The 20,597-nt window shown below is 34.9% G+C and carries 20 protein-coding genes; 12 read left to right on the top strand and 8 right to left on the bottom strand.

Annotated elements, in window-relative coordinates; all coding sequences use genetic code 11:
- Window positions 1–53 precede the first annotated feature (53 nt).
- The 3 genes from ACGH6R_RS02265 (at window position 54) to pmrB (ending at window position 2,512) form a co-directional block, all read left to right on the top strand.
- Window positions 54–581: an undecaprenyl-diphosphatase gene (locus ACGH6R_RS02265; RefSeq protein ID WP_411598761.1), complete on the top strand. Its 528-nt coding sequence runs from the start codon at window positions 54–56 to the stop codon at window positions 579–581.
- Window positions 582–715: 134 nt separating this feature from the next.
- A complete protein-coding gene (gene pmrA, locus ACGH6R_RS02260; protein ID WP_411598760.1) occupies window positions 716–1,378 on the top strand; it encodes a two-component system response regulator PmrA in 663 nt (220 codons plus the stop codon).
- 30 nt (window positions 1,379–1,408) lie between these two features.
- Entirely contained in the window at window positions 1,409–2,512 is a 1,104-nt protein-coding gene (gene pmrB / locus ACGH6R_RS02255) for a two-component system sensor histidine kinase PmrB (protein ID WP_267360153.1), read from the top strand.
- On the opposite strand, the gene ACGH6R_RS02250 is transcribed toward pmrB, so the two are convergent.
- Window positions 2,484–3,104: a YrbL family protein gene (locus tag ACGH6R_RS02250; RefSeq protein WP_267380756.1), complete on the bottom strand. Its 621-nt coding sequence runs from the start codon at window positions 3,102–3,104 to the stop codon at window positions 2,484–2,486. The two genes, pmrB and ACGH6R_RS02250, sit on opposite strands and share 29 nt — an antisense overlap.
- 274 nt (window positions 3,105–3,378) lie before the next feature.
- On the opposite strand from ACGH6R_RS02250, the gene rplM reads away from it, so the two are divergent.
- From rplM to glnE, 6 genes are all read left to right on the top strand, one after another.
- Window positions 3,379–3,807, top strand: coding sequence for a 50S ribosomal protein L13 (gene rplM, locus ACGH6R_RS02245; RefSeq protein ID WP_034901369.1), 429 nt, complete (start codon window positions 3,379–3,381; stop codon window positions 3,805–3,807).
- A gap of 11 nt (window positions 3,808–3,818) precedes the next feature.
- On the top strand, window positions 3,819–4,211 hold the full coding sequence (rpsI, locus tag ACGH6R_RS02240) for a 30S ribosomal protein S9 (RefSeq protein WP_034901366.1): 393 nt from the start codon (window positions 3,819–3,821) through the stop codon (window positions 4,209–4,211).
- A 317-nt stretch (window positions 4,212–4,528) separates the two neighbouring features.
- Window positions 4,529–5,161: a glutathione S-transferase N-terminal domain-containing protein gene (locus ACGH6R_RS02235; RefSeq protein WP_267352456.1), complete on the top strand. Its 633-nt coding sequence runs from the start codon at window positions 4,529–4,531 to the stop codon at window positions 5,159–5,161.
- A 47-nt stretch (window positions 5,162–5,208) separates the two neighbouring features.
- A complete protein-coding gene (locus ACGH6R_RS02230) occupies window positions 5,209–5,619 on the top strand; it encodes a ClpXP protease specificity-enhancing factor (RefSeq protein WP_267352457.1) in 411 nt (136 codons plus the stop codon).
- A 153-nt stretch (window positions 5,620–5,772) separates the two neighbouring features.
- A complete protein-coding gene (locus ACGH6R_RS02225) occupies window positions 5,773–6,717 on the top strand; it encodes an inorganic triphosphatase (RefSeq protein ID WP_411598759.1) in 945 nt (314 codons plus the stop codon).
- A gap of 1,133 nt (window positions 6,718–7,850) precedes the next feature.
- Complete coding sequence (gene glnE / locus ACGH6R_RS02220) at window positions 7,851–10,679, top strand: bifunctional [glutamate--ammonia ligase]-adenylyl-L-tyrosine phosphorylase/[glutamate--ammonia-ligase] adenylyltransferase (protein WP_411598758.1); 2,829 nt, start codon at window positions 7,851–7,853, stop codon at window positions 10,677–10,679.
- Between the two features lie 168 nt (window positions 10,680–10,847).
- On the opposite strand, the gene ttcA is transcribed toward glnE, so the two are convergent.
- Window positions 10,848–11,744 (bottom strand): tRNA 2-thiocytidine(32) synthetase TtcA, encoded by an 897-nt coding sequence (ttcA, locus tag ACGH6R_RS02215; RefSeq protein WP_411598757.1) that lies wholly within the window; start codon window positions 11,742–11,744, stop codon window positions 10,848–10,850.
- Between the two features lie 14 nt (window positions 11,745–11,758).
- Entirely contained in the window at window positions 11,759–12,331 is a 573-nt protein-coding gene (gene yeiP, locus ACGH6R_RS02210) for an elongation factor P-like protein YeiP (RefSeq protein WP_220216846.1), read from the bottom strand.
- Between the two features lie 116 nt (window positions 12,332–12,447).
- On the opposite strand from yeiP, the gene ACGH6R_RS02205 reads away from it, so the two are divergent.
- Complete coding sequence (locus ACGH6R_RS02205; RefSeq protein WP_267360165.1) at window positions 12,448–12,714, top strand: YkgJ family cysteine cluster protein; 267 nt, start codon at window positions 12,448–12,450, stop codon at window positions 12,712–12,714.
- Window positions 12,715–12,927: 213 nt separating this feature from the next.
- Complete coding sequence (locus ACGH6R_RS02200) at window positions 12,928–14,370, top strand: amino acid permease (protein WP_267360167.1); 1,443 nt, start codon at window positions 12,928–12,930, stop codon at window positions 14,368–14,370.
- Window positions 14,371–14,493: 123 nt separating this feature from the next.
- Here ACGH6R_RS02200 and infA read toward each other — a convergent pair whose 3' ends face one another.
- The 5 genes from infA to leuS form a co-directional block, all read right to left on the bottom strand.
- Window positions 14,494–14,712: a translation initiation factor IF-1 gene (gene infA / locus ACGH6R_RS02195; RefSeq protein WP_025315083.1), complete on the bottom strand. Its 219-nt coding sequence runs from the start codon at window positions 14,710–14,712 to the stop codon at window positions 14,494–14,496.
- Window positions 14,713–14,943: 231 nt separating this feature from the next.
- A complete protein-coding gene (gene nadD / locus ACGH6R_RS02190) occupies window positions 14,944–15,600 on the bottom strand; it encodes a nicotinate-nucleotide adenylyltransferase (protein ID WP_267360169.1) in 657 nt (218 codons plus the stop codon).
- Window positions 15,594–16,598: a DNA polymerase III subunit delta gene (gene holA / locus ACGH6R_RS02185; protein ID WP_411598756.1), complete on the bottom strand. Its 1,005-nt coding sequence runs from the start codon at window positions 16,596–16,598 to the stop codon at window positions 15,594–15,596. Before holA ends, nadD begins: the two co-directional genes overlap by 7 nt.
- A gap of 7 nt (window positions 16,599–16,605) precedes the next feature.
- A complete protein-coding gene (lptE, locus tag ACGH6R_RS02180) occupies window positions 16,606–17,100 on the bottom strand; it encodes an LPS assembly lipoprotein LptE (protein WP_267352465.1) in 495 nt (164 codons plus the stop codon).
- Window positions 17,101–17,133: 33 nt separating this feature from the next.
- On the bottom strand, window positions 17,134–19,716 hold the full coding sequence (gene leuS / locus ACGH6R_RS02175) for a leucine--tRNA ligase (protein ID WP_411598755.1): 2,583 nt from the start codon (window positions 19,714–19,716) through the stop codon (window positions 17,134–17,136).
- Between the two features lie 226 nt (window positions 19,717–19,942).
- Between leuS and ACGH6R_RS02170 the strand changes: the two genes are divergently transcribed.
- Window positions 19,943–20,560, top strand: coding sequence for a hypothetical protein (locus ACGH6R_RS02170; RefSeq protein WP_411598754.1), 618 nt, complete (start codon window positions 19,943–19,945; stop codon window positions 20,558–20,560).
- Window positions 20,561–20,597 lie beyond the last annotated feature (37 nt).

The following is a 20,597-nucleotide window of genomic DNA, read 5'->3' as shown; positions in this document are numbered from 1 at the left end:
AAGGTTAATAGGTTACATTTTTGATATGAATAATTCAGTCTGTTCAACTTTTCATGTGGTATGATATTAATACTAAACTCTTTTTATTGATTAATGCTTCTGATCAAGCATCAAAATCTTTTATCTATTTTGCAATCTTTTGTGCTAATTATTTAATGTTTTTTCCAATTATCATGTTAGCTGGCTATTGGTTTTTGAAGCCCGATTATCGAGAATCGATTGTTAAAATTATGGTTAGTTTAGTGTTAGCGCTATTGATTTCTTTTGTGATACGTCATCTATTTTATTCGCCTCGCCCTTTTGCGCTTGATGTTGGAACCCATTATCTGTATCACGAAACCAATAGTTCGTTGCCAAGCCAACATGCTGTTTTTGTATGGACACTGTTTTTTTCGATTTTTTTCAATACAAAGCAGCAAGTTAAAAAATTATATTATTGCTGTTTTATTGTTGCGTTATTGGTTTGTTGGAGCCGAATTTATTTAGGTATTCATTGGCCTTTAGATATTATTATCAGTTTTATTGTCAGTCTTTTATCGGCTTATTTTGTGTCTAAATCTTGGGTTGCTTTTCTTAAATGATTGAGTGTATTAATCGTTAATTCAATAAAGTTGAGTCAATAAATCCAGTAATTGAATTTTTTCGATATCACTATTTTTACGTTAATTAAGGAACATTTAATATGAATGTCCAATCGACAATAGGATAACATTTAATGAAAATACTTATTGTTGAAGATGATAGCCTTCTTCAAAAAGGACTCTATGATGGCATTACTTCTAACGGTTATGTGTGTGAAGTGGCATCTAATGGTAAACAAGCTGAGCAGTTTATTCAATTTGGTCAATTTAGTCTGATAATATTGGATCTGGGGTTACCTGATTGTGACGGTTTAGATTTGCTAACGCGTTGGCGTAAAAAACAGATAGATACCCCAGTGCTTATTTTAACCGCTCGAGATACCATTGAAGATCGAGTTGAAGGATTAGATCATGGTGCCGATGATTATCTTATTAAACCTTTTGCTTTAACTGAGCTTTTAGCCAGAGTGAGAGCCTTAATTCGCCGTAATCAGGGCACTGCTGATAATCTTATTTGCTTTGGTTCAATTACCATTGATATTAAGCAACAAATTGTCACTCAACATCAGCGTGAAGTAACATTGACGCCTAAAGAGTTTATTGTACTTTCTCGACTGATGTTAAAAGCCGGCGAAAAAGTACACCGTGATTTATTGCAAAATGATCTATATGATTGGCAAAGTGATCCAAGTTCTAATGTGCTTGAGGTTTATATTCATGGATTACGAACTAAATTAGGTAAAAGTTTAATCAAAACTGTACGGGGCTATGGTTATCAACTCAATAGCGACTATTAAATTATTATTTTTCTTTATTGAATGAAAAACATGATGATCTTTAAATCGTTAAATAATATTCGTCAAAGTATTCGTTGGAATCTTTTTTTCACTTTGGGGGCGATTATGCTCATTTGCCAGATCATTACGGTGTTATGGTTATGGCATGAAAGTAAAGAACAGATAGATGTATTGGTAAATTTGACCTTAAGTCAAAACAAAATTGATGAAGTGGTTGAACATGAAGAACTAGAAGCTATTTTTGCCTTATTTTGTTCTGCTTTTTCAATGATGTTAGTCACTTTATTCCTTGCGTATAAAGCCATTAAATGGATTACAAAACCCTTAGAAGTGTTAGAAAAAGATTTAAATGAACGAACCGAAGATAATCTGAGTCCTATTGATCCCATTAGTAATAAGCGAGAAATTAAATCCATTACCACTGTTTTAAATAAGTTGTTTGTCCGATTAAGTAGTACACTTGCTCAAGAGCGTCTTTTTACGGCTGATGTTGCGCATGAAATGCGAACACCATTAGCCGGTATCCGTTTGCATTTAGAATTATTAGAAACAACACATCATATCGATTGTCATGAATTAATTGATCGTATTGATCGTTTAGTTAATACCGTCGAACAGTTATTAATGCTTGCCAGAGCTAGTCAAAAATTTACTGTTGGACACTATCAAAAAATTAATTTTCATGATGATATTATGTTGCCGCTTTTTGAAGAGTTATCCGAGCAAGCATTCCATAAGCAACAAGCGATTCAATGGAACATACCTGATAAAAAACTGATGTTTGAAGGAGATACCACTTTAATTAGATTATTGATTCGAAATTTGGTTGAAAATAGTAGTCGTTATAGTCCACCCAATACCAAAATTGTCGTTAATTGTTTTAAAGATGCCGAAGGCATTATTATTAATGTCGTCGATGAAGGTAGCGGTATTGATGAGTCTAAAAGCGAAAAATTAACTCAAGCCTTTTTCCGTATGGATCGAAAACATGATGGAATAGGGCTTGGATTAAGTATTGTGAATCGTATTTCAAAGTTGCATCATGGATCGTTCACTTTAGAAAATCGTCATGATCATCATCAAGGGACAGTTGCTCAGCTACGTCTTACTGATTTACCTCATCAATTAAATTAGCCACCAGTGGATTATGCCAATTATCTTTGATGATTGATTTTAAAAAACGTTGCCATGTGCGCTCAATCTTCGATTTAGCAAAATAGGGGATATAGTTGGCAACCGGAATAAAGGTCGAATTACCAATATTATCTATAATGACAAGCCGATTTTTTTGTTCTGAAAGATGTTGAAATAAGATATTTTTGCTTTTAATGGTCATCGTAATGATACGATTGTCAAGCAATGTCGACTTTAATGCTTTTAACAAAACAATTAATTCATCATAGTATTGTTGTGTTAATTGTTGGTCAGCAAGATATGTTTCGAGTGGTGTAGCGGTTTTGCCATCATAATTACGAATTAATTCGAAAAGATGTCCTTCACCAAAATTTGTTTGCACAGGGCCATAATATTTGGCTAACGCATCCCACGAGATATTGCGTTTAATAAGATGTTTGTAATAGGCAATTTCGCGGTTAGTTTCTTGTTCTGCCCCATCATTATAGTTGACTTTAATACATTGATCGGGATTAGTCGGATGGTGATAGCACTTCCTATGTAAGCCTTTGCTTATATAATCTTTATCGGTAAGTTGAATTATCTGAGTCATCTAAAATAATATGATTGAGTAAAATTAGTTTTAAGTTTAACAGCAAGCGTTTTTACTTGCTATAATTTTTTATGACAAAACCTAGCACTTTTACTATATTTCTGTATAATATTGCAACCCACGTTACAACAGTGTTCTTCCCAACGCTGTTTTCGGTTGTCAAGGTTAATATAACAACTCGAAGGGGTTAGTTACTTAATCATTGCAATCAAAAAGTGTAAATAAATCGTTTGATTTATTAACGTGAGATTAATTAAAAATTGGATAAATACGAATGAGTACTTTTTCAGCTAAACCAGAAACAGTTAAACGCGACTGGTATGTTGTTGATGCAGCAGGTAAAACGTTAGGTCGTTTAGCTACTGAGATCGCAAGCCGTTTGCGTGGTAAACATAAAGCAGAATATACACCACATGTAGATACAGGTGATTATATTATCGTTATCAATGCAGAAAAAGTTGCTGTAACAGGCAAAAAACGCACTGATAAGATCTATTATCGTCATACTGGTTACATCGGTGGACTTAAAGAAGCGACTTTTAAAGAAATGATTGAACGTCATCCTGAACAAGTCATCGAGATTGCTGTAAAAGGCATGTTACCGAAAGGTCCTCTTGGTCGTGCAATGTACCGTAAACTTAAAGTTTATGCTGGTAGCGAGCACAATCATGCGGCACAACAACCGCAAGTATTAGATATTTAAGGGGATAGAAGATGGCTGATAATCAATATTACGGTACTGGTCGCCGCAAAAGTTCTGCTGCTCGTGTGTTTATTAAACCAGGTAGTGGAAATATCGTTATTAACAAACGTTCATTAGAGCAATACTTTGGTCGTGATACAGCTCGTATGGTTGTGATGCAACCTTTAGAGTTAGTTGAAATGACTGACAAACTTGATCTTTACATCACTGTTAAAGGTGGCGGTATTTCAGGTCAAGCGGGTGCGATTCGTCACGGTATTACTCGTGCATTAATGGAATATGATGAAACTTTACGCTCTTCATTACGTCAAGCGGGCTTTGTTACTCGTGATGCACGTCAAGTTGAACGTAAAAAAGTGGGTCTACGCAAAGCTCGTCGTCGTCCACAATTCAGCAAACGTTAATTGCAGACGTTAAAAAATTATTTCAAAAGCCCAGCATTGTCTGGGTTTTTTTATGACTAAAATTTATCACACTTCCAATTACCAAAGTCTTTTTTTTCATTTCATCGGATTATTTAATTGTGAGCCAACTGTTATTGATAAATTGTATCGGTTTTAATTGACTTAAACATGGTAAATTGTCAAAGTTTTTCACAATTAAAACGATTATTTGAAGAAAGATGATAAGAAAATTAATTTTTTTTAACAATTTTGTTATCCAATTTGCTAGAATAGAAACTCTCTAAACCTATTTTAAATTTTGCATATTTGGAGTGAACATGGTTGTTGCTGTTAATAAACGTTCTGTAATGACATTATTTTGTGATACAACAGATATCTATGGTCATCAGATCCGATTTGTGTTGGCAGAAAAAGGTGTGACTGCTGAAATTGAGTTTGTAACTGCTGATAATTTACCTCAGGAGTTACTGGATCTTAATCCTTATGGTTCAATTCCAACGTTGATTGATCGCGATTTAACACTGTATGAGCCTCATATAGCGTTAGAATATCTCGATGAACGTTTCCCTCATCCACCATTAATGCCTGTTTATCCGATTGTGCGTGCTAATTCTCGATTAACGATGTATCGCATTAAAAGAGAATGGTACAGTGCTTATGAAACCATTATCGCCGATCCAAATAGTGATGCCGCTAAAGTCGCACGTAAAAATCTTCTTGATGATTTAGTCTCAATTTCTGTCATGTTTAAAGAAAAAGACTTTTTTATGAGTGATGATTTTACGCTATGCGATTGTTATTTCGCACCTCTACTATGGCGATTGCCAATACTTGGTATAGAATTACCTAAAGTTGCGGAAAAAAATTATTTAGCCTACATGGCAAGAATTTTTGAACGCCCAGCTTTTATCAGTTCATTAACTGAAGATGAGAGAAAAATTAGAGTATAATAATTTATCTGCTCTAATTTATTATATGATTTTAGAAGGTAATCTAAATGGATCCAAACCAAATGACTGCTCGACGCCCTTACTTATTTAGGGCGTTTTATGATTGGATTGTTGATAATGAACTTACTCCTTATATCGTGGTAAATGCTTCGGTATTCGGTGTTCTTGTACCGCAAGAGTTTGTGAAAGATAATCAGATCGTGTTAAATATTGCGCCACATTCCGTTGCGCAATATATGGCAACAAATGAAAAAATTGAATTTAATGCGCGATTTTCGGGTGTGCCACAACATATTGTTGTGCCGATGTCAGCCGTAGAAGCCATTTATGCTCGTGAAAATGGCGTGGGCATGGGATTTGAAGACGAACCCGAATATAAACAGCAACGCGAAACCGATATTCAGCAATCTGATAAAACCGAGAAGAAATCAACAAACCCATTCCGAGTAGTGAAGTAATAATTTAACCTAAAACGTGATAATAAATTCAGTTGAACAGTTGGTTAACTATAGAAAGTGATGATCAACTGTTTATTCCCACCTAATAGTGTATATTTATTTCATTAATCGGGATATGATATAGCAAATTAAATCCTATTCCCGTTTAAATTCATGAGTAATGAAATTGAGTTAAAATTCCAGATAAATAATTGTGACATTGCTGATCTACAATCTTTTTTAAACCAATGGGCAAGTAGTGATGAGCTTGAGTTTTCGAGCTTATCGAACAATCAGCGTACATTTTCAACCTTATCTTTGTGTAACTGTTACTATGACACAGCGGATAATTATTTGCGAAATCATCATTGTGGATTAAGACTTAGAGTAACTGAAAGCAACGAAAGTAAACAGTACGAAATGACGTTAAAACGTGATAGTCATGCTATCGCCGGTTTGCATGAACGCGCTGAATATAATGTTGATTTAAGTTGTCCACAACTCGATTTATCTCTATTTCCTGTAGGCGTATTTCCTAACAATTGTGACATCGAAAAGTTACAGAAAAATTTACAACCACTTTTTACTACTAACTTTACTCGTCAAGTGTGGTTAATCTCGTTTGCGAATAGCGAAATTGAAGTTGCTTTAGATTTAGGCAAAATAACCTCAAATGGTAAATTTAAACCAATACAAGAAGTTGAACTCGAAATAAAACAAGGCAATAAACAAGATTTGATTAACTTTGCGATTGAATTAAGTCGTTTTAACTTACATCTTTTTTCGCAGAGTAAGGCTTCAAGAGGTTACCGTTTATTATTAAATAAACCTGTTACTTCTGAAATCTTTTCTGCACAAATTGAACAAGATTTACCAAATTTACTCAACTTTTGGCAACAAAACGAAGAATATGCTTTAGAAAATAATGATTTCAGTTATTATAAACAGTTACTTATTCAAATAAACGAAGTATTAATAAACCTAAATCTTCAAATTGAGCCAGATTTTGAGCAGTGGCAAATGGCGATACAACGTATTGACTCAATTATAAAGTTTGCTTGTAGCGAGGCAAACACAAAACTCAAACTTAGGTTAATTTCTGAAATAAATGGAATATAGGTATAACAATGAAATTGAACAAGACTTTTTTTAAATTACCACTATTATTAGTTTTATTTTATTGGTTATTTAATATTTTATATATCATAGTCTATGTTACTGGATTTAATGATTATCCTTTACTGTCAGATATGACAAATAATCAATTTATTCGGTATGTAACTAGGCAAGTCGTAATCAACTTCTTCTTCCAAATACCTTGTTCGATTGTTTTATTTGTTGTTTCCATCGTATTATTTAATAAATACTCCATTCATCAAGTCAATTCGAGAAATATTATTAATACTTTACTTGTTGCTATTTTATTTGCCTCAATGGAGGTTGCAGGACGATCGCTTTTCTACAGTGATATCTTTTTATGGGTTAGATCTAAACTTAATTATTCAAATTCTGTTATCTCTTCTTCGTCTCTAACTTATGAATTGATTAATTTTGTTAACATATTAATTAGTTATATTTTTATAACACTGTGGACTTATCTTAGTATCAAATTGTTTAATAAAAATTTTATTCGCAGCAATGACGTATTAACTCAATCTGAAAGTCAGCGGTTACATTTTGGGTTATTTATTTCGCTTTATAATTGTTATTTTAGCACGTTGTTATTTCCTCTAATTTTTTTCGGTTATTATCACAGTTTAACAAGTTCAATTATTAATCTAACAATTTTAGTTCTATTTTTATTCATGACTAATTTGATAGGCTATTTTTTGTTGAGAAAATGTTTTACAGGCGTAACAGAAATTTTAAACCTGAAAAAGCTTATATTTAGTTCGTTATGTATATTTATTTTCAATTGTATCTTGGTTGCAATAATTTTTTGGGTATCTGTTTTTCTGTATGAATATTTACAAGCATTCTATAGATTCTCCAATAACTTTTTATTGTGTTATACATGGATAACGATAGCAATGGTGTTTATTTTAAGTTCGATACTGGTTAGAATTATGACTAAACTGTTATTTGATTCAAAAAATAAAATTAATATCACGCCATAATACAAGTTGTTATAGATGTATTGGTGAAAATGAATTTTAACGTAATACTCAGATTATGTTTTCGGTTATAGTAAATGGCGTTGATGCAATGATCTAACAAATCAAACCCGATAATACCTTGTGTGAGACAGAAAAATGCCCCAATCTAATCTTTTTAAAGATCAAAAGCAAAGCGTTATCAATCAGCTTCAACATTGCGATCCAGTACTGGTACAAGCAAACCTTGATATTTTAGTGCAAAGTAATTTTCTTGTTGAGGCATTTTCTCGTTTTCCACATTGGCTTGCTGATTTTGTACAAAACCCACCACTGGCAGATGAAAGACAATATTATCAATCTTGGTTGAATGAACAGTTAGTTTCAGTCATAGATGAAGCCTCGTTAATGAAAATATTAAGGCAATTTCGCCATAAAATGCTAATTCGTCTGGCATGGTCTCAATTAATAAAGGCAAGCAGTGATGAACAGATTTTGTTACAACTCAGTGAATTGGCAGAAATAATTGTTGTAACGGCTCGTGATTGGCTCTATTCATTAAGTTGTCAAGAATGGGGAACGCCAAGCAATATGCAAGGTAAACCCCAACCGTTATTGATTTTAGGTATGGGTAAATTGGGTGGTGGCGAGCTAAACTTTTCGTCTGATATTGATTTGATTTTCACTTATCCAGAACATGGACAGACACAAGGCGGACGTCGAGAATTAGATAATGCGGTTTTTTTTACACGTTTAGGACAACGTTTAATTAAAACGCTTGATCAGATTACAGAAGATGGATTTGTTTACCGTGTTGATATGCGTTTACGCCCTTTAGGCGATGGCGGTCCATTGGTTCTTAGCTTTTCTTCTATGGAAGATTATTATCAAGAACAAGGTCGAGATTGGGAACGTTATGCAATGGTGAAAGCAAAGGTGTTAGGTGACCAACATGATCCTTATACCCAAGAACTCTATCAAATGCTTAAACCTTTTATTTATCGCCGTTATATCGATTTTAGTGTTTTACAGTCACTGCGAAACATGAAAAGTATGATTGAACGTGAAGTCCGTCGTCGTGGCTTAAAAAACAATATTAAACTTGGCGCTGGCGGCATTCGGGAAATTGAGTTTATCGTTCAAGTTTTTCAACTTATTCGAGGTGGTCGAGTGGTTGGATTGCAAACACGTTCGTTATTAAGTGCTTTGCAGGTTATTGAACAAGAATCATTACTGAAACTCAATGAAGTGATTTTACTTCGAGAAAATTATCTTTTTTTACGTCGTTGTGAAAACCTTTTACAAGCGATTAATGATGAGCAAACCCAAACTTTGCCAGACAATGAACTAGATCAAATGCGTTTAGCAATCAGTATGGGGTTTGACAATTGGGAAAATTTTGAACAAGACTTGGCAAAAAGAATGTTGATCAACCGTGAAATATTCAATGAATTAATCGGTGATGAACAGTCCGAATCCACCCAGTCTAAACAATATAATGATAAGTTTGATGATTTATGGGTACCAGACTTAGAATTAAGTGATGTCAAAGCGGTGTTACCTAACTATTGTGATCAAACGGCAAATCAGCTTTGTCAATTGTTGTTACAATTTCGCAATGATATTGGTAAACGGACAATAGGTGTGCGTGGGCGAGAAATCCTTGATCAACTTATGCCGAGATTATTAGAAATACTCTGCAATGAAAAAAATGCCTTAACTGTGTTAGCAAGAATTTTTCCTTTATTAGTCAATATTGTTAGCCGTACTACCTATTTAGAATTATTACTTGAATATCCCACTGCATTGAAGCAGTTAATTCGGTTGTGTAGTGCTTCTCCAATGATTAGTGATCAGTTGGCACATTATCCGATTTTGTTAGATGAACTCATCGATATTCATTCACTTTATCAAACGGTTGCCCCGAATGAATATAAAAGTGAACTTTACCAATATTTGCTTCGCATTCAAGTTGATGATGAAGAACAACAACTTGAAGCGCTACGCCAGTTCAAGCAAATGCAACTATTGCATATTGCCGCAGCCGATGTTGCGCATGTATTAACCACCATGAAAGTGAGTGATCATTTAACGTTTGTGGCCGAAGCTCTCCTTGATTTTGTTGTTCAAATGGCATGGAATCAAATGATAGCTCGATATGGCAAGCCAGAACATCTTACAGATGACCATAAAGGTTTAGTGGTTATTGCGTATGGTAAATTGGGCGGTTGGGAGCTGGGTTATGGGTCGGATTTAGATTTAGTTTTTTTACATGACTGTCCTGTTAACAGTATGACTAGGGGTGAAAAACAGATAGATAGTCGTCAATTCTATCTTCGCTTAGTTCAGCGTATTATCCATTTATTTAATATACGTACCAGTTTTGGTATTTTGTATGAAGTTGACGTTCGTTTACGTCCGCAAGGGGAAGCGGGTTTATTAGCTTGTAGTTTAGCTGCTTTTGAGGACTATCAAATGCATGAAGCATGGACTTGGGAGCATCAAGCATTAGTCCGCGCCAGAGCCATTTATGGCGAAGTTGAACTTATTGAGCGTTTTAAACAAATCCGACATAAAGTACTTTGTAAAGTACGTGATGAACATCAATTAAAAACCGAAGTTAGAGAAATGCGTGAAAAAATGCGTACTCATTTGGGGTCAACTCAACCAGATTTATTTAATTTAAAAATTGATCAGGGTGGAATAGGGGATATTGAATTTTTATCACAGTATCTTGTGCTTAATTACGCACATCATTATCCTAAAATGACAACTTGGAGCGATAACGTTCGGATATTAGAATTAGCTGCTAATTATCAGATTATGGAACAGGATGAAGCCCAAAAGCTCACTCAAGCTTATATAGATATGCGTAACGAAATTCATCAATTATCATTACAACTATTACCCAGCACGGTTGATAACTCCTGTTTTGTTGAGGAAAAACAAATCGTCAATCAAAGTTGGTCTAAATGGTTAATGAATTGAAAAATATTAATGTTGATGCTCAATTTAAACTTTATCAATTATGTAATCGATTGAATGTTATCAGTGAGTTAACGCTATTAAAATTGACGAAAAAATGATGTTTTAGATTTGTTATCCCACTAAAGTGTTGAGTGGGATAATTTTACAAAATAGCGATAATATAAAGATTTATTTAACTTCTTTCCATAAGATCATGTCTTGATCTTCAAGGTCGGATGCATCAAATCCAATCGGTTGGGGCATATCTTCGTGATCAAATGCTATATCTCCTCCATCAATTACGTGATCCCCCTTTTTAATTCCTTTGAAATCAAAAAGTGAAGTATCACAAAGATGCGATAAGGTGATATTTTGGGTTGCACGGAACATGGTTTCAATGCGTCCGGGATATTTTTTATCCCATTCATTAAGCATCTCTTTAATCACTTGACGTTGTAAATTGGGCTGTGAACCACAAAGGTTACAAGGAATTATTGGGAATTGCTTAATTTCAGCATATTTTGCAATGTCTTTTTCTTTGCAATACGCAAGCGGACGAATAATGATATGCTCACCTGAATCATTCATTAATTTGGGTGGCATTGCTTTTAGTTTACCGCCGTAGAACATATTTAAAAACAGGGTTTCTAAAATATCGTCACGATGATGACCTAAGGCAATTTTTGTGGCGCCCAGTTCGGTTGCGGTGCGATATAAAATTCCACGGCGCAGACGTGAACAAAGCGAACAAGTTGTTTTACCTTCTGGTATTTTTTCTTTGACAATACCATAGGTATTTTCTTGAACTATTTTATATTCAATGCCTAACGACTCAAGGTATTGCGGTAATACATGCTCAGGAAATCCGGGTTGCTTTTGATCTAAATTAACGGCAATAAGATCAAAATCAATAGGCGCACTGATCTTTAAATTTAATAAAATATCAAGCAAGGTATAACTATCTTTACCGCCTGATAAACAGACCATAATACGATCGCCTTCTTCGATCATATTAAAATCAGCGATCGCTTCACCAGTAAGGCGACGCAATCGTTTATGGAGTTTGTTTTGATTATAGGTTTTCATGACAAATTAATACGTTATTCTGATCGTCCCATATAACGACGTTCGGCGATATGAATTTTGACCTTTTCATTGTTATCAATATATTCTGGAACTTGAATAACAAGTCCTGTTGATAATGTGGCTGGTTTGGTGCGAGCACTTGCTGATGCCCCTTTGATACTTGGTGAGGTCTCAATAATTTCTAGATCAACCGTTTGTGGTAATTCCAATGCAACGACTTCGCCATCAGCCATGAGTACTTGAATGCCGTTCATGCCACCTTCTGGAATAAAAAGAAGTTCTTCTTCAATTTGTGCTTTTTTGAAAATAAATGGCGTATAGTCTTCATTGTCCATAAAGACATATTCATCACCATCGATATAGGAAAAGCTGACTGGACGTCGAAAAAGTTCAATGGTTTCGATAATATCGTCACCTTTAAATCGCTCTTCAACTTTACCGCCTGTCTTGACATCGGTAAAACGCATTTTATAGAGTGTACTTGCACCACGGGCACTTGGGCTTTGAACATCAATGTCTTTAACCAGTAATAATTTGCCATTATAAGTGACGGCATCGCCACGTTTTATTTCATTTGCTTTTGCCATAATAGTTTCTTTGTGAGGTTTTAAAATCGAATTTAAAATTTAGCTCGCTATTTTACCCCTATCTTGCTATTGTCACCATCAAAATTTATCGATGTTCCTTAAATTAAAGGAATCTTATGACAGAATTGGTTAAATGTCGTCAAAATTGTGGGGCCTGCTGTATTGCACCTTCGATCTCGTCCATTATTCCCGGAATGCCCAATGGCAAGCCTGCCGGCGTGCCCTGTATCCATTTAGATAGTCGTTTTCAATGTCAACTCTTTGGACAATCCTCCAGACCAAAGGTTTGTTGTCGATTAAAGCCATGTATGGAAATGTGTGGCAATGATCGTGAACAAGCTTTAGATTATTTAACTCAATTAGAACAGGTCACTAGCGCCTAAATATTGCTAATATTTAACAAACTTGCGCTATTATTAGAATTATTTATCTCGTGTTGTTTTTTTTTTGATACACTTCACCGCATTTCATTATTTAATGATAAATATACACAATAATTAAGATAAATAGCGTTTTCTATCAATTTGTTAAAATAACCGATTGGAAACTGAAGTTTTCTTAATTACCTTTACTCTCTTTAAAAGAAGATTTTTGTTATGAAAAATAAATTAAAACGGGATTTAAAGGCTCGCCATTTAGCCATGATTGCAATCGGTGGTTCAATTGGGACAGGGCTTTTTGTTGCATCCGGTGCGACAGTTGCACAGGCAGGGCCTGGAGGTGCTTTGCTTTCCTATGCCATTATTGGTGTAATGGTGTACTTTTTAATGACCAGCCTTGGTGAACTTGCAGCATATTTACCTGTATCTGGGACATTTGCGACTTATGGCGCGCGTTATGTTGACGAGGCGTTCGGATTTGCGATTGGTTGGAATTATTGGTACAACTGGGCAATTACCGTCGCGGTCGATCTGGTTGCTGCGCAGTTGGTCATTTCGTATTGGTTTGATGCCGGAGCGTATAGTTGGCTTTGGAGTTTGCTATTCTTAAGCATTATCTTCTGTTTAAATTATATTTCTGTCAAAGGTTTTGGCGAAGCTGAGTTCTGGTTCTCATTAATTAAAGTTGTGACTGTTATCATTTTTATTGCAGTTGGCTTATTAATGATTGTCGGTATTTTACGTGGGAGTGAAAGCACTGGTTGGCAAAATTGGACTGTTGGTGATGCGCCTTTTGTTGGTGGCTTTTCTTCGATGATTGGTGTTGCTATGGTGGTTGGTTTTTCATTCCAAGGCACAGAACTCATTGGTATTGCAGCCGGCGAATCAAAAGATCCTGAAAAAAATATTCCTAAAGCCATGAAACAAGTTTTTTGGCGTATTTTGCTATTTTATATTTTTGCAATTTTAGTCATCAGTTTAATTATTCCTTATACCGATCCTAATTTACTTCGTAATGAGGAGACCGATATTAGTGTCAGCCCATTTACATTAGTATTCCAACATGCGGGCTTATTATCGGCAGCAGCCATAATGAATGCGGTTATTTTAACGTCAGTCTTATCCGCAGGTAATTCTGGTCTATATGCCTCGACACGTATGCTATATGCCTTAGCAAAAGAAGGAAAAGCACCTAAAATCTTTTCAAGATTATCTTCAACGGGTGTGCCTCGATTTGCATTATTAGCCACAACATTTGTTGCTATGTTATGTTTTTTAACATCAATGTATAAAGATCAAGAAGTTTATTTATGGCTTCTTAATATGTCGGGGATGACCGGATTTATTGCTTGGCTTGGGATTGCGATTAGTCATTATCGATTCAGAAAAGGATACATGGCTCAAGGTTTTGATGTGAATAAATTACCTTATCGTTCAAGTTGTTTCCCTTTTGGCCCTATATTTGCTTTTGTACTTTGTCTCACCATCACCCTTGGGCAAAACTATGAAGCATTTTTACAAGATACCATTGATTGGAATGGTGTAATAGCGACTTATGTTGGTATCCCGTTATTCTTTATTATTTATTTGGGTTATAAGATTGTGAAGAAAACTAAATGGGTGAAATACGAAGATATGGATTTTTCTCAAACGGATTAGTTTGAGAAAGTTGGTTAAATTTTTTCTCTTCCGTCGACATTTATGTCGACGGAATTTTATTAAAAAAGAGAAAAATAACCCATAAGGTTAGTTAATTTTTAAATAACAAGTTTGATAACGATATTAGCGACTACGGAAGATGATACGTGCTTTAGAAAGATCGTAAGGCGTCATTTCAACAGTAACTTTATCGCCAGTTAAAATACGAATATAGTTTTTTCGCATTTTGCCAGAAATATGTGCAGTAACGACATGACCATTTTCAAGTTCAACACGAAACATCGTGTTAGGAAGAGTATCAAGTATGGTACCTTGCATTTCAATGTTATCTTCTTTTGCCATTGGGGCCTCTTAATAATAAAAACAAATTAACTATACACAACTCGTTTATGATATCCCTTTTATTTTTGAGGGAAAGAAAAGTCAACTTTGGATGCTTTTCTTAAGTGACTAGTTCAGTATTTTATCATAAGATAAAATGATAGTGTGTATAAACATAAAAAAGCTCAACTTACAACATATAAGTATCGCCGCAAAATAATGCCGAAAAAACTCCCAGAAGTAAAGTCATTTCTAAATTTTCTTTGTCTGGTAAAGACCTTGTTGGTGGATATATTGCCAAACTTTTAGTGGTAATAGACCTTCACAACTTTGTTGATTCTTAATTTTTTGCCTGATTTGCGTTGCTGAAATATTTTCTAAAGGCGTATCAGAAAAATAGATACATCCTTGAGCAGAATCATGCAAATTTTTTATATTAGTCGTACGATTTTTATCAATCCATTGTTGAAATTCAACGTTATCAGTTCTTGCGGCATAATTTGGTCGCTGACAAATAATCAAATGGCAATAATCGAGTAATGATTGCCATTTATACCAACTGGGCAAATTCAGTAATGAATCTTGCCCCATAATGAATGCAAGTGATGCGGTTTTCCCGTTTTCATGACGCCATTGCTTTAAAGTATCGATGGTATAAGAAGGTCGATTTACAGTGCTAGGAACAATTTCACGGTTGTCAATGGTAAACAAAGGTAAATCTTCAATGGCTAATGCTAACATTGCCAGACGCTGTTGTGTGGTTGCTTCTGGTTGCGCTTTATGTGGTGGTATTTTATTGGGTAATAAAACTATCTGTGTCAAACCCACTTCTTGCGCTAATGAAATTGCAGTGCGTAGATGACCATAATGGATAGGATCGAACGTGCCACCAAATAAAGCGGTTAGCATTGATTTAATCCCATAAATTGCATCATCAAACTGGTCAAATTGTCCCAAATTTGCAATTGGCTATCGTGCTTTAAACCGATCTCAATATCGGTCAATTTTGCCAAAGTGGTAAATAAATTTTTGATATCACAACGCGTTAAATAGGCGGTATATAAAGCTCTTTTGTTTTGCCATATTTTATATTCATCAAACGCTTGTTTAAGCGATTTTTTTTCTGAAGATTTTTTTAAATTAATAAGTAGAATTAGCTCTCGTTGAAAAATTCGCATTAAAATCAGTGGTTCCAAATCATTCATTTTTAGTTGGTGTAATATATGTGTTGCACGTTTAGATTTATTGGCAACCATGGCATCAATCCAATGATAAGGCGTAAATACAGCCGAATCATTAATGTTATTTTCAACTTGATCATAACTAATGGTATGATTTGGATATAGTAATTTTAATTGTTCAATAATTTGTGTTAATGCGAGTAAATTACCTTCATAATAATAACAAAGTAGTTCAATCGCTTGTGGTTCGATGCTTATTTGTCTGTGCTGAAGATGACTTTTTATCCAATGAGGTAATTGTAAGGTATCGGGCGTGACGCAATTAACGACAACAAGTTTATCGTTTAACGCTTTATACCATGTTGCGTTTTCCTGGGTTTTAGTGATTTTGTTTAAACTGATTATTAGCGCAATTTCAGGGGTTAAAACGTCACTTAGTGTATTAAGCTTTGTTATTAAGGCTGTATTTAATGCATTATCACCAAAATCAAGAAAGATAAGCGTGTTATTCGAAAATAGATTTAATGCCTGACAACTGTCATAAATTGCTGACCAATCGGTTTGATTGTCTATCGTATATGTCAGTTGCTCATCGAATCCTTTCTGTTTAAAAGTATGACGCAATTGAGTTTGTGCATAATGTTGCAGATAGGGATCACTTCCTACTAATAAATAATAGGGTGATCCTAGGTGATTAGTAATTTGATCAGCATTGATTTTAATCATAACATCGTTATTTTTTGGCATCTACAGATTTTAATTTACCTATAATCTGTTTTGCTGCTTGCCTATACATTTCGTCTTCGATTAAATTTTGCTCTGCTGTTTTGGATAATGGCGTTGACGGATTATCAAAGAATGTACGGAATATCCGTACATTAATTGGATATATTTGCTTACCATTGATTACGGCTTGAGCATGGACGGTTAAAACTAATTGATATTCAGCAGCTTTACCGTCTTGATAAATCGATATAGTATTACGATCAATATTTTCATTGGTGATATTCAGTGTCGGATATTTGCCTGAAGCATCATCATTGACTAGTGTGATATGATTATCATGCAAGAGTTCTTTAACATATCTTGATAATTTACCGTAAGGATCATAACTTACGTAAGACATGGTTTTAAATCGTGCAGGAATTTCAGTTTCATTTTGCAAATGAAATCCACACCCTGTCAGTGATATTGCCATTAGCATGATTAAGACGATATATTTTTTCATAAGTATTACCACCAATTTTCGTTATTAACAATATTAACCAACAACCAAATTCAATAATTTACCTGGTACATAAATGACTTTACGAATAGTCACATCTGCCAAATATTTTTGTATATTAGGTTCTTGTTTAGCTTGTTCTACAACAAAATCTTGCTCAGCATTAGCAGGTACAGTGAATTTGCCCCGAACTTTACCATTAATTTGTACTACGATAAGTTTTTCATCTTCAATCATCGCTGATTCATCAGCAATCGGCCATGTTGCATCATCGATTGATTCACTATGCCCTAATGCTTGCCACATAATAAAACAGACATGCGGAATCATTGGATAAAGTAAACGAACAATCGCGTTTAAAGCTTCGTTCATTAATGCATAATCTTGATCGTTTTCTAAAGGTGCTTTTTGTAGACGATTCATAAACTCCATGACAGCAGCAATTGCCGTATTAAATGTTTGTCGACGTCCAATATCATCACTGACTTTGGCAATGGTTTTATGAAGTTCACGACGCAATGTTTTTTGTTCAGCATTCAATTGTGTCACATCTAATTTGACACTTTTACCTTGCTGTGCATATTCATACACTAAACGCCAAACACGTTTAATAAAACGGTTAGCCCCTTCAACACCTGATTCTTGCCATTCAAGCGTCATATCAGCAGGCGAGGCAAACATCATAAATAATCGAACTGTGTCAGCACCATATTTTTCAACCATTTCCTGTGGATCGATGCCGTTATTTTTCGATTTCGACATTTTAGTCATACCTGCATGCACAAGTTCATTGCCTTTGCTGTCGATTGCTTTACAAATGCGACCTTTTTCATCACGTTCAATGGTGACTTCGGTCGGTGATACCCAAATGCGTTCGTTTGTTGGACTGGTATAATAAAATGCATCAGCAAGTACCATACCTTGACAAAGTAATCGTTTAGCTGGTTCATCAGAGCTGACTAAGCCAAAATCACGCATTAATTTATGGAAGAATCTAAAATAAAGTAAATGCATAATGGCATGTTCAATACCACCAACGTACTGATCGACAGGTAACCAGTAATTCGCTGCTTTTTCATCTAACATGCCCTTGTCATAGTGCGGACAAGTATAACGTGCGTAATACCATGATGATTCCATAAAGGTATCAAAGGTATCGGTTTCTCGTAATGCCGCTTGACCATTAACAGTCGTTTTTGCCCAATTTGGATCGGCTTTAATTGGACTGGTTATTCCATTCATTTCGACGTCTTCAGGTAAAATAACCGGTAATTGGTCTTCTGGCGTCGGAATGGTGGTTCCATCTTCAAGGGTGACCATTGGAATCGGTGCGCCCCAATAACGTTGACGGGAAACACCCCAATCACGCAAGCGATAATTAACTTTACGCTCACCAATACCCAATGCAGTCAATTTGTCGGCGATCGCATTGAATGCTTGCTCAAAATTAAGTCCATCAAATTCACCCGAGTTAAATAGCTTACCATGTTCAGTATAAGCATTTTCAGACAGGTCAGGAGCTTGCCCATCTTGATTTAAGATAACTGGTTTAATTGGCAGATTATATTTTGATGCAAACTCATAATCTCGCTCATCATGTCCCGGTACAGCCATTACTGCACCAGTGCCATATTCAATTAAGACAAAGTTGGCAATCCATACCGGCACTTTATTACCCGTTAACGGATGAATAGCATAAAACCCAGTGGCGATACCTTTTTTCTCCATTGTTGCCATATCGGCTTCTGCGGTTTTGGTATTTTTGCATTCTGCAATAAATTCAGCAATTTTCGGATTATTTTTCCCTGCTAATTGTGCTAGTGGGTGCTCAGCGGCAACTGAGACAAAACTTACGCCCATTAAGGTATCAGGACGGGTTGTATAAACACGCAATTTATCATTGTAGTTTTCTACAGCAAAATCAAATTCGACCCCTTCAGAACGACCAATCCAGTTTCGTTGCATTGTTTTAACTTGTTCTGGCCAATCTTCAAGCGTATCTAAATCATTGAGTAGCTCTTCGGCATAGTCAGTAATTTTGATAAACCATTGTGGGATCTCTTTACGCTCGACGGGGGTATTACAGCGCCAACAGCAACCTTCAACGACTTGTTCGTTCGCCAGTACAGTTTGATCGTTAGGGCACCAGTTAACTGCTGAAGTCTTTTTGTAAACTAAACCTTTTTCATAAAGTTTAGTAAAAAACCATTGTTCCCATTTGTAGTATTCTGGTCGGCAAGTGGTGACTTCACGATCCCAATCATAACCAAAACCTAATAATTGTAATTGCTTTTTCATGTAAGCAATATTTTCGTAAGTCCATTTTGCTGGTGCGGTATTGTTTTTTACTGCCGCCCCCTCAGCGGGTAAACCGAAAGCATCCCAACCTATTGGTTGTAATACATTTTTACCATTTAGACGTTGATAACGTGAGATCGTATCACCGATTGTATAATTACGGACATGACCAAGATGCAAACGACCTGAAGGATAAGGAAGCATTGACAAGCAGTAATACTTCTCTTTAGATGCATCTTCAGTAACGTGAAATGTTTTGTTCTCTAGCCAATGTTGTTGAACTTTGGCTTCAATCTCATCTGGGCGATATTGTTCTTGCATGACGAATTAATGTCCTATCTATTATTGCTAATAAAAAATAATTTGCTAATTGTATTGGTTATTGGCACGTTTTACAAACGATATATGAAACAAGGAGAATGATTTGATACCAATATTTATAAGAATTAAAATCAATAGAGTTAACAAAATAAAAGAAATAAATCTTTGCTTCTCAATATATTTAAAAAAACTTAAGATATATTTCTAAAAATTTAAGGAATAGCTTATGGAAAATCGTACATTTGGATTTCGTTGTTTCACTCGTCGCTCATTTATTGTTTTAGTTATATCAGTTATTAGCTTTGCTTCATTTATCGCAGGTTATCTCATTTTTTTATTTACCTCTGATGCTGTCATGCCTTTGATCCCCAAACAATATTTTATGGAGATTCTTTTTGGTGGAATCCTTGTGTTGAGCTTACTTTCTGGCGTTTTGTTTGCTATAAGTATTGTGAGTTTATTCCGTAAAAAAATGACGTTTAATGTCAATTCATATTCGATTAATATTGATGACCATAAAAAATTGAATCAAATGTTTCAATGGTCAGCATTACAAAAAGTAATAATGTTTAAAGTCGAAAACGCTGTTTGGATTAATCAGACACTTATCCTGGAATTTGACAATGAGCGTATTAATATGCAGATAGTAAAGGGAAGAATTCCACTGTTATCCAAAAAAGATATCGATCAATTTTTTGAATTTACACAATATCTTCATGAACAAGTTCTCAAACCAGATTTTACATTATTCTCGGTGGATAAAACTTTATCATCTAAAACAGCTGAATTTCTAGTGGATGTTTCACATGATTTAGAATATCGTTACCTTTATATCAGAAAGTAGCTAATGCGCATATGTTGTTTGTAAATTAGTGATAAAA

The organism is Gilliamella sp. CG13, assembly GCF_046635805.1.
Classification (GTDB): Bacteria; Pseudomonadota; Gammaproteobacteria; order Enterobacterales; family Orbaceae; genus Gilliamella; species Gilliamella apicola_I.
The sequence above is the reverse complement of the archived record's forward strand: the minus strand, read 5'-3'. Positions and strand labels throughout refer to the sequence as shown.

What these genes read in the sequence shown, in the direction of transcription:
- ACGH6R_RS02265 (WP_411598761.1), top strand. Translation starts at nt 54, where the DNA reads ATGTGGTATGATATTAATACTAAACTCTTTTTATTGATTAATGCTTCT.
- pmrA (WP_411598760.1), top strand. Translation starts at nt 716, where the DNA reads ATGAAAATACTTATTGTTGAAGATGATAGCCTTCTTCAAAAAGGACTC.
- pmrB (WP_267360153.1), top strand. Translation starts at nt 1,409, where the DNA reads ATGATGATCTTTAAATCGTTAAATAATATTCGTCAAAGTATTCGTTGG.
- ACGH6R_RS02250 (WP_267380756.1), bottom strand. Translation starts at nt 3,104, where the DNA reads ATGACTCAGATAATTCAACTTACCGATAAAGATTATATAAGCAAAGGC.
- rplM (WP_034901369.1), top strand. Translation starts at nt 3,379, where the DNA reads ATGAGTACTTTTTCAGCTAAACCAGAAACAGTTAAACGCGACTGGTAT.
- rpsI (WP_034901366.1), top strand. Translation starts at nt 3,819, where the DNA reads ATGGCTGATAATCAATATTACGGTACTGGTCGCCGCAAAAGTTCTGCT.
- ACGH6R_RS02235 (WP_267352456.1), top strand. Translation starts at nt 4,529, where the DNA reads ATGGTTGTTGCTGTTAATAAACGTTCTGTAATGACATTATTTTGTGAT.
- ACGH6R_RS02230 (WP_267352457.1), top strand. Translation starts at nt 5,209, where the DNA reads ATGGATCCAAACCAAATGACTGCTCGACGCCCTTACTTATTTAGGGCG.
- ACGH6R_RS02225 (WP_411598759.1), top strand. Translation starts at nt 5,773, where the DNA reads ATGAGTAATGAAATTGAGTTAAAATTCCAGATAAATAATTGTGACATT.
- glnE (WP_411598758.1), top strand. Translation starts at nt 7,851, where the DNA reads ATGCCCCAATCTAATCTTTTTAAAGATCAAAAGCAAAGCGTTATCAAT.
- ttcA (WP_411598757.1), bottom strand. Translation starts at nt 11,744, where the DNA reads ATGAAAACCTATAATCAAAACAAACTCCATAAACGATTGCGTCGCCTT.
- yeiP (WP_220216846.1), bottom strand. Translation starts at nt 12,331, where the DNA reads ATGGCAAAAGCAAATGAAATAAAACGTGGCGATGCCGTCACTTATAAT.
- ACGH6R_RS02205 (WP_267360165.1), top strand. Translation starts at nt 12,448, where the DNA reads ATGACAGAATTGGTTAAATGTCGTCAAAATTGTGGGGCCTGCTGTATT.
- ACGH6R_RS02200 (WP_267360167.1), top strand. Translation starts at nt 12,928, where the DNA reads ATGAAAAATAAATTAAAACGGGATTTAAAGGCTCGCCATTTAGCCATG.
- infA (WP_025315083.1), bottom strand. Translation starts at nt 14,712, where the DNA reads ATGGCAAAAGAAGATAACATTGAAATGCAAGGTACCATACTTGATACT.
- nadD (WP_267360169.1), bottom strand. Translation starts at nt 15,600, where the DNA reads ATGCTAACCGCTTTATTTGGTGGCACGTTCGATCCTATCCATTATGGT.
- holA (WP_411598756.1), bottom strand. Translation starts at nt 16,598, where the DNA reads ATGATTAAAATCAATGCTGATCAAATTACTAATCACCTAGGATCACCC.
- lptE (WP_267352465.1), bottom strand. Translation starts at nt 17,100, where the DNA reads ATGAAAAAATATATCGTCTTAATCATGCTAATGGCAATATCACTGACA.
- leuS (WP_411598755.1), bottom strand. Translation starts at nt 19,716, where the DNA reads ATGCAAGAACAATATCGCCCAGATGAGATTGAAGCCAAAGTTCAACAA.
- ACGH6R_RS02170 (WP_411598754.1), top strand. Translation starts at nt 19,943, where the DNA reads ATGGAAAATCGTACATTTGGATTTCGTTGTTTCACTCGTCGCTCATTT.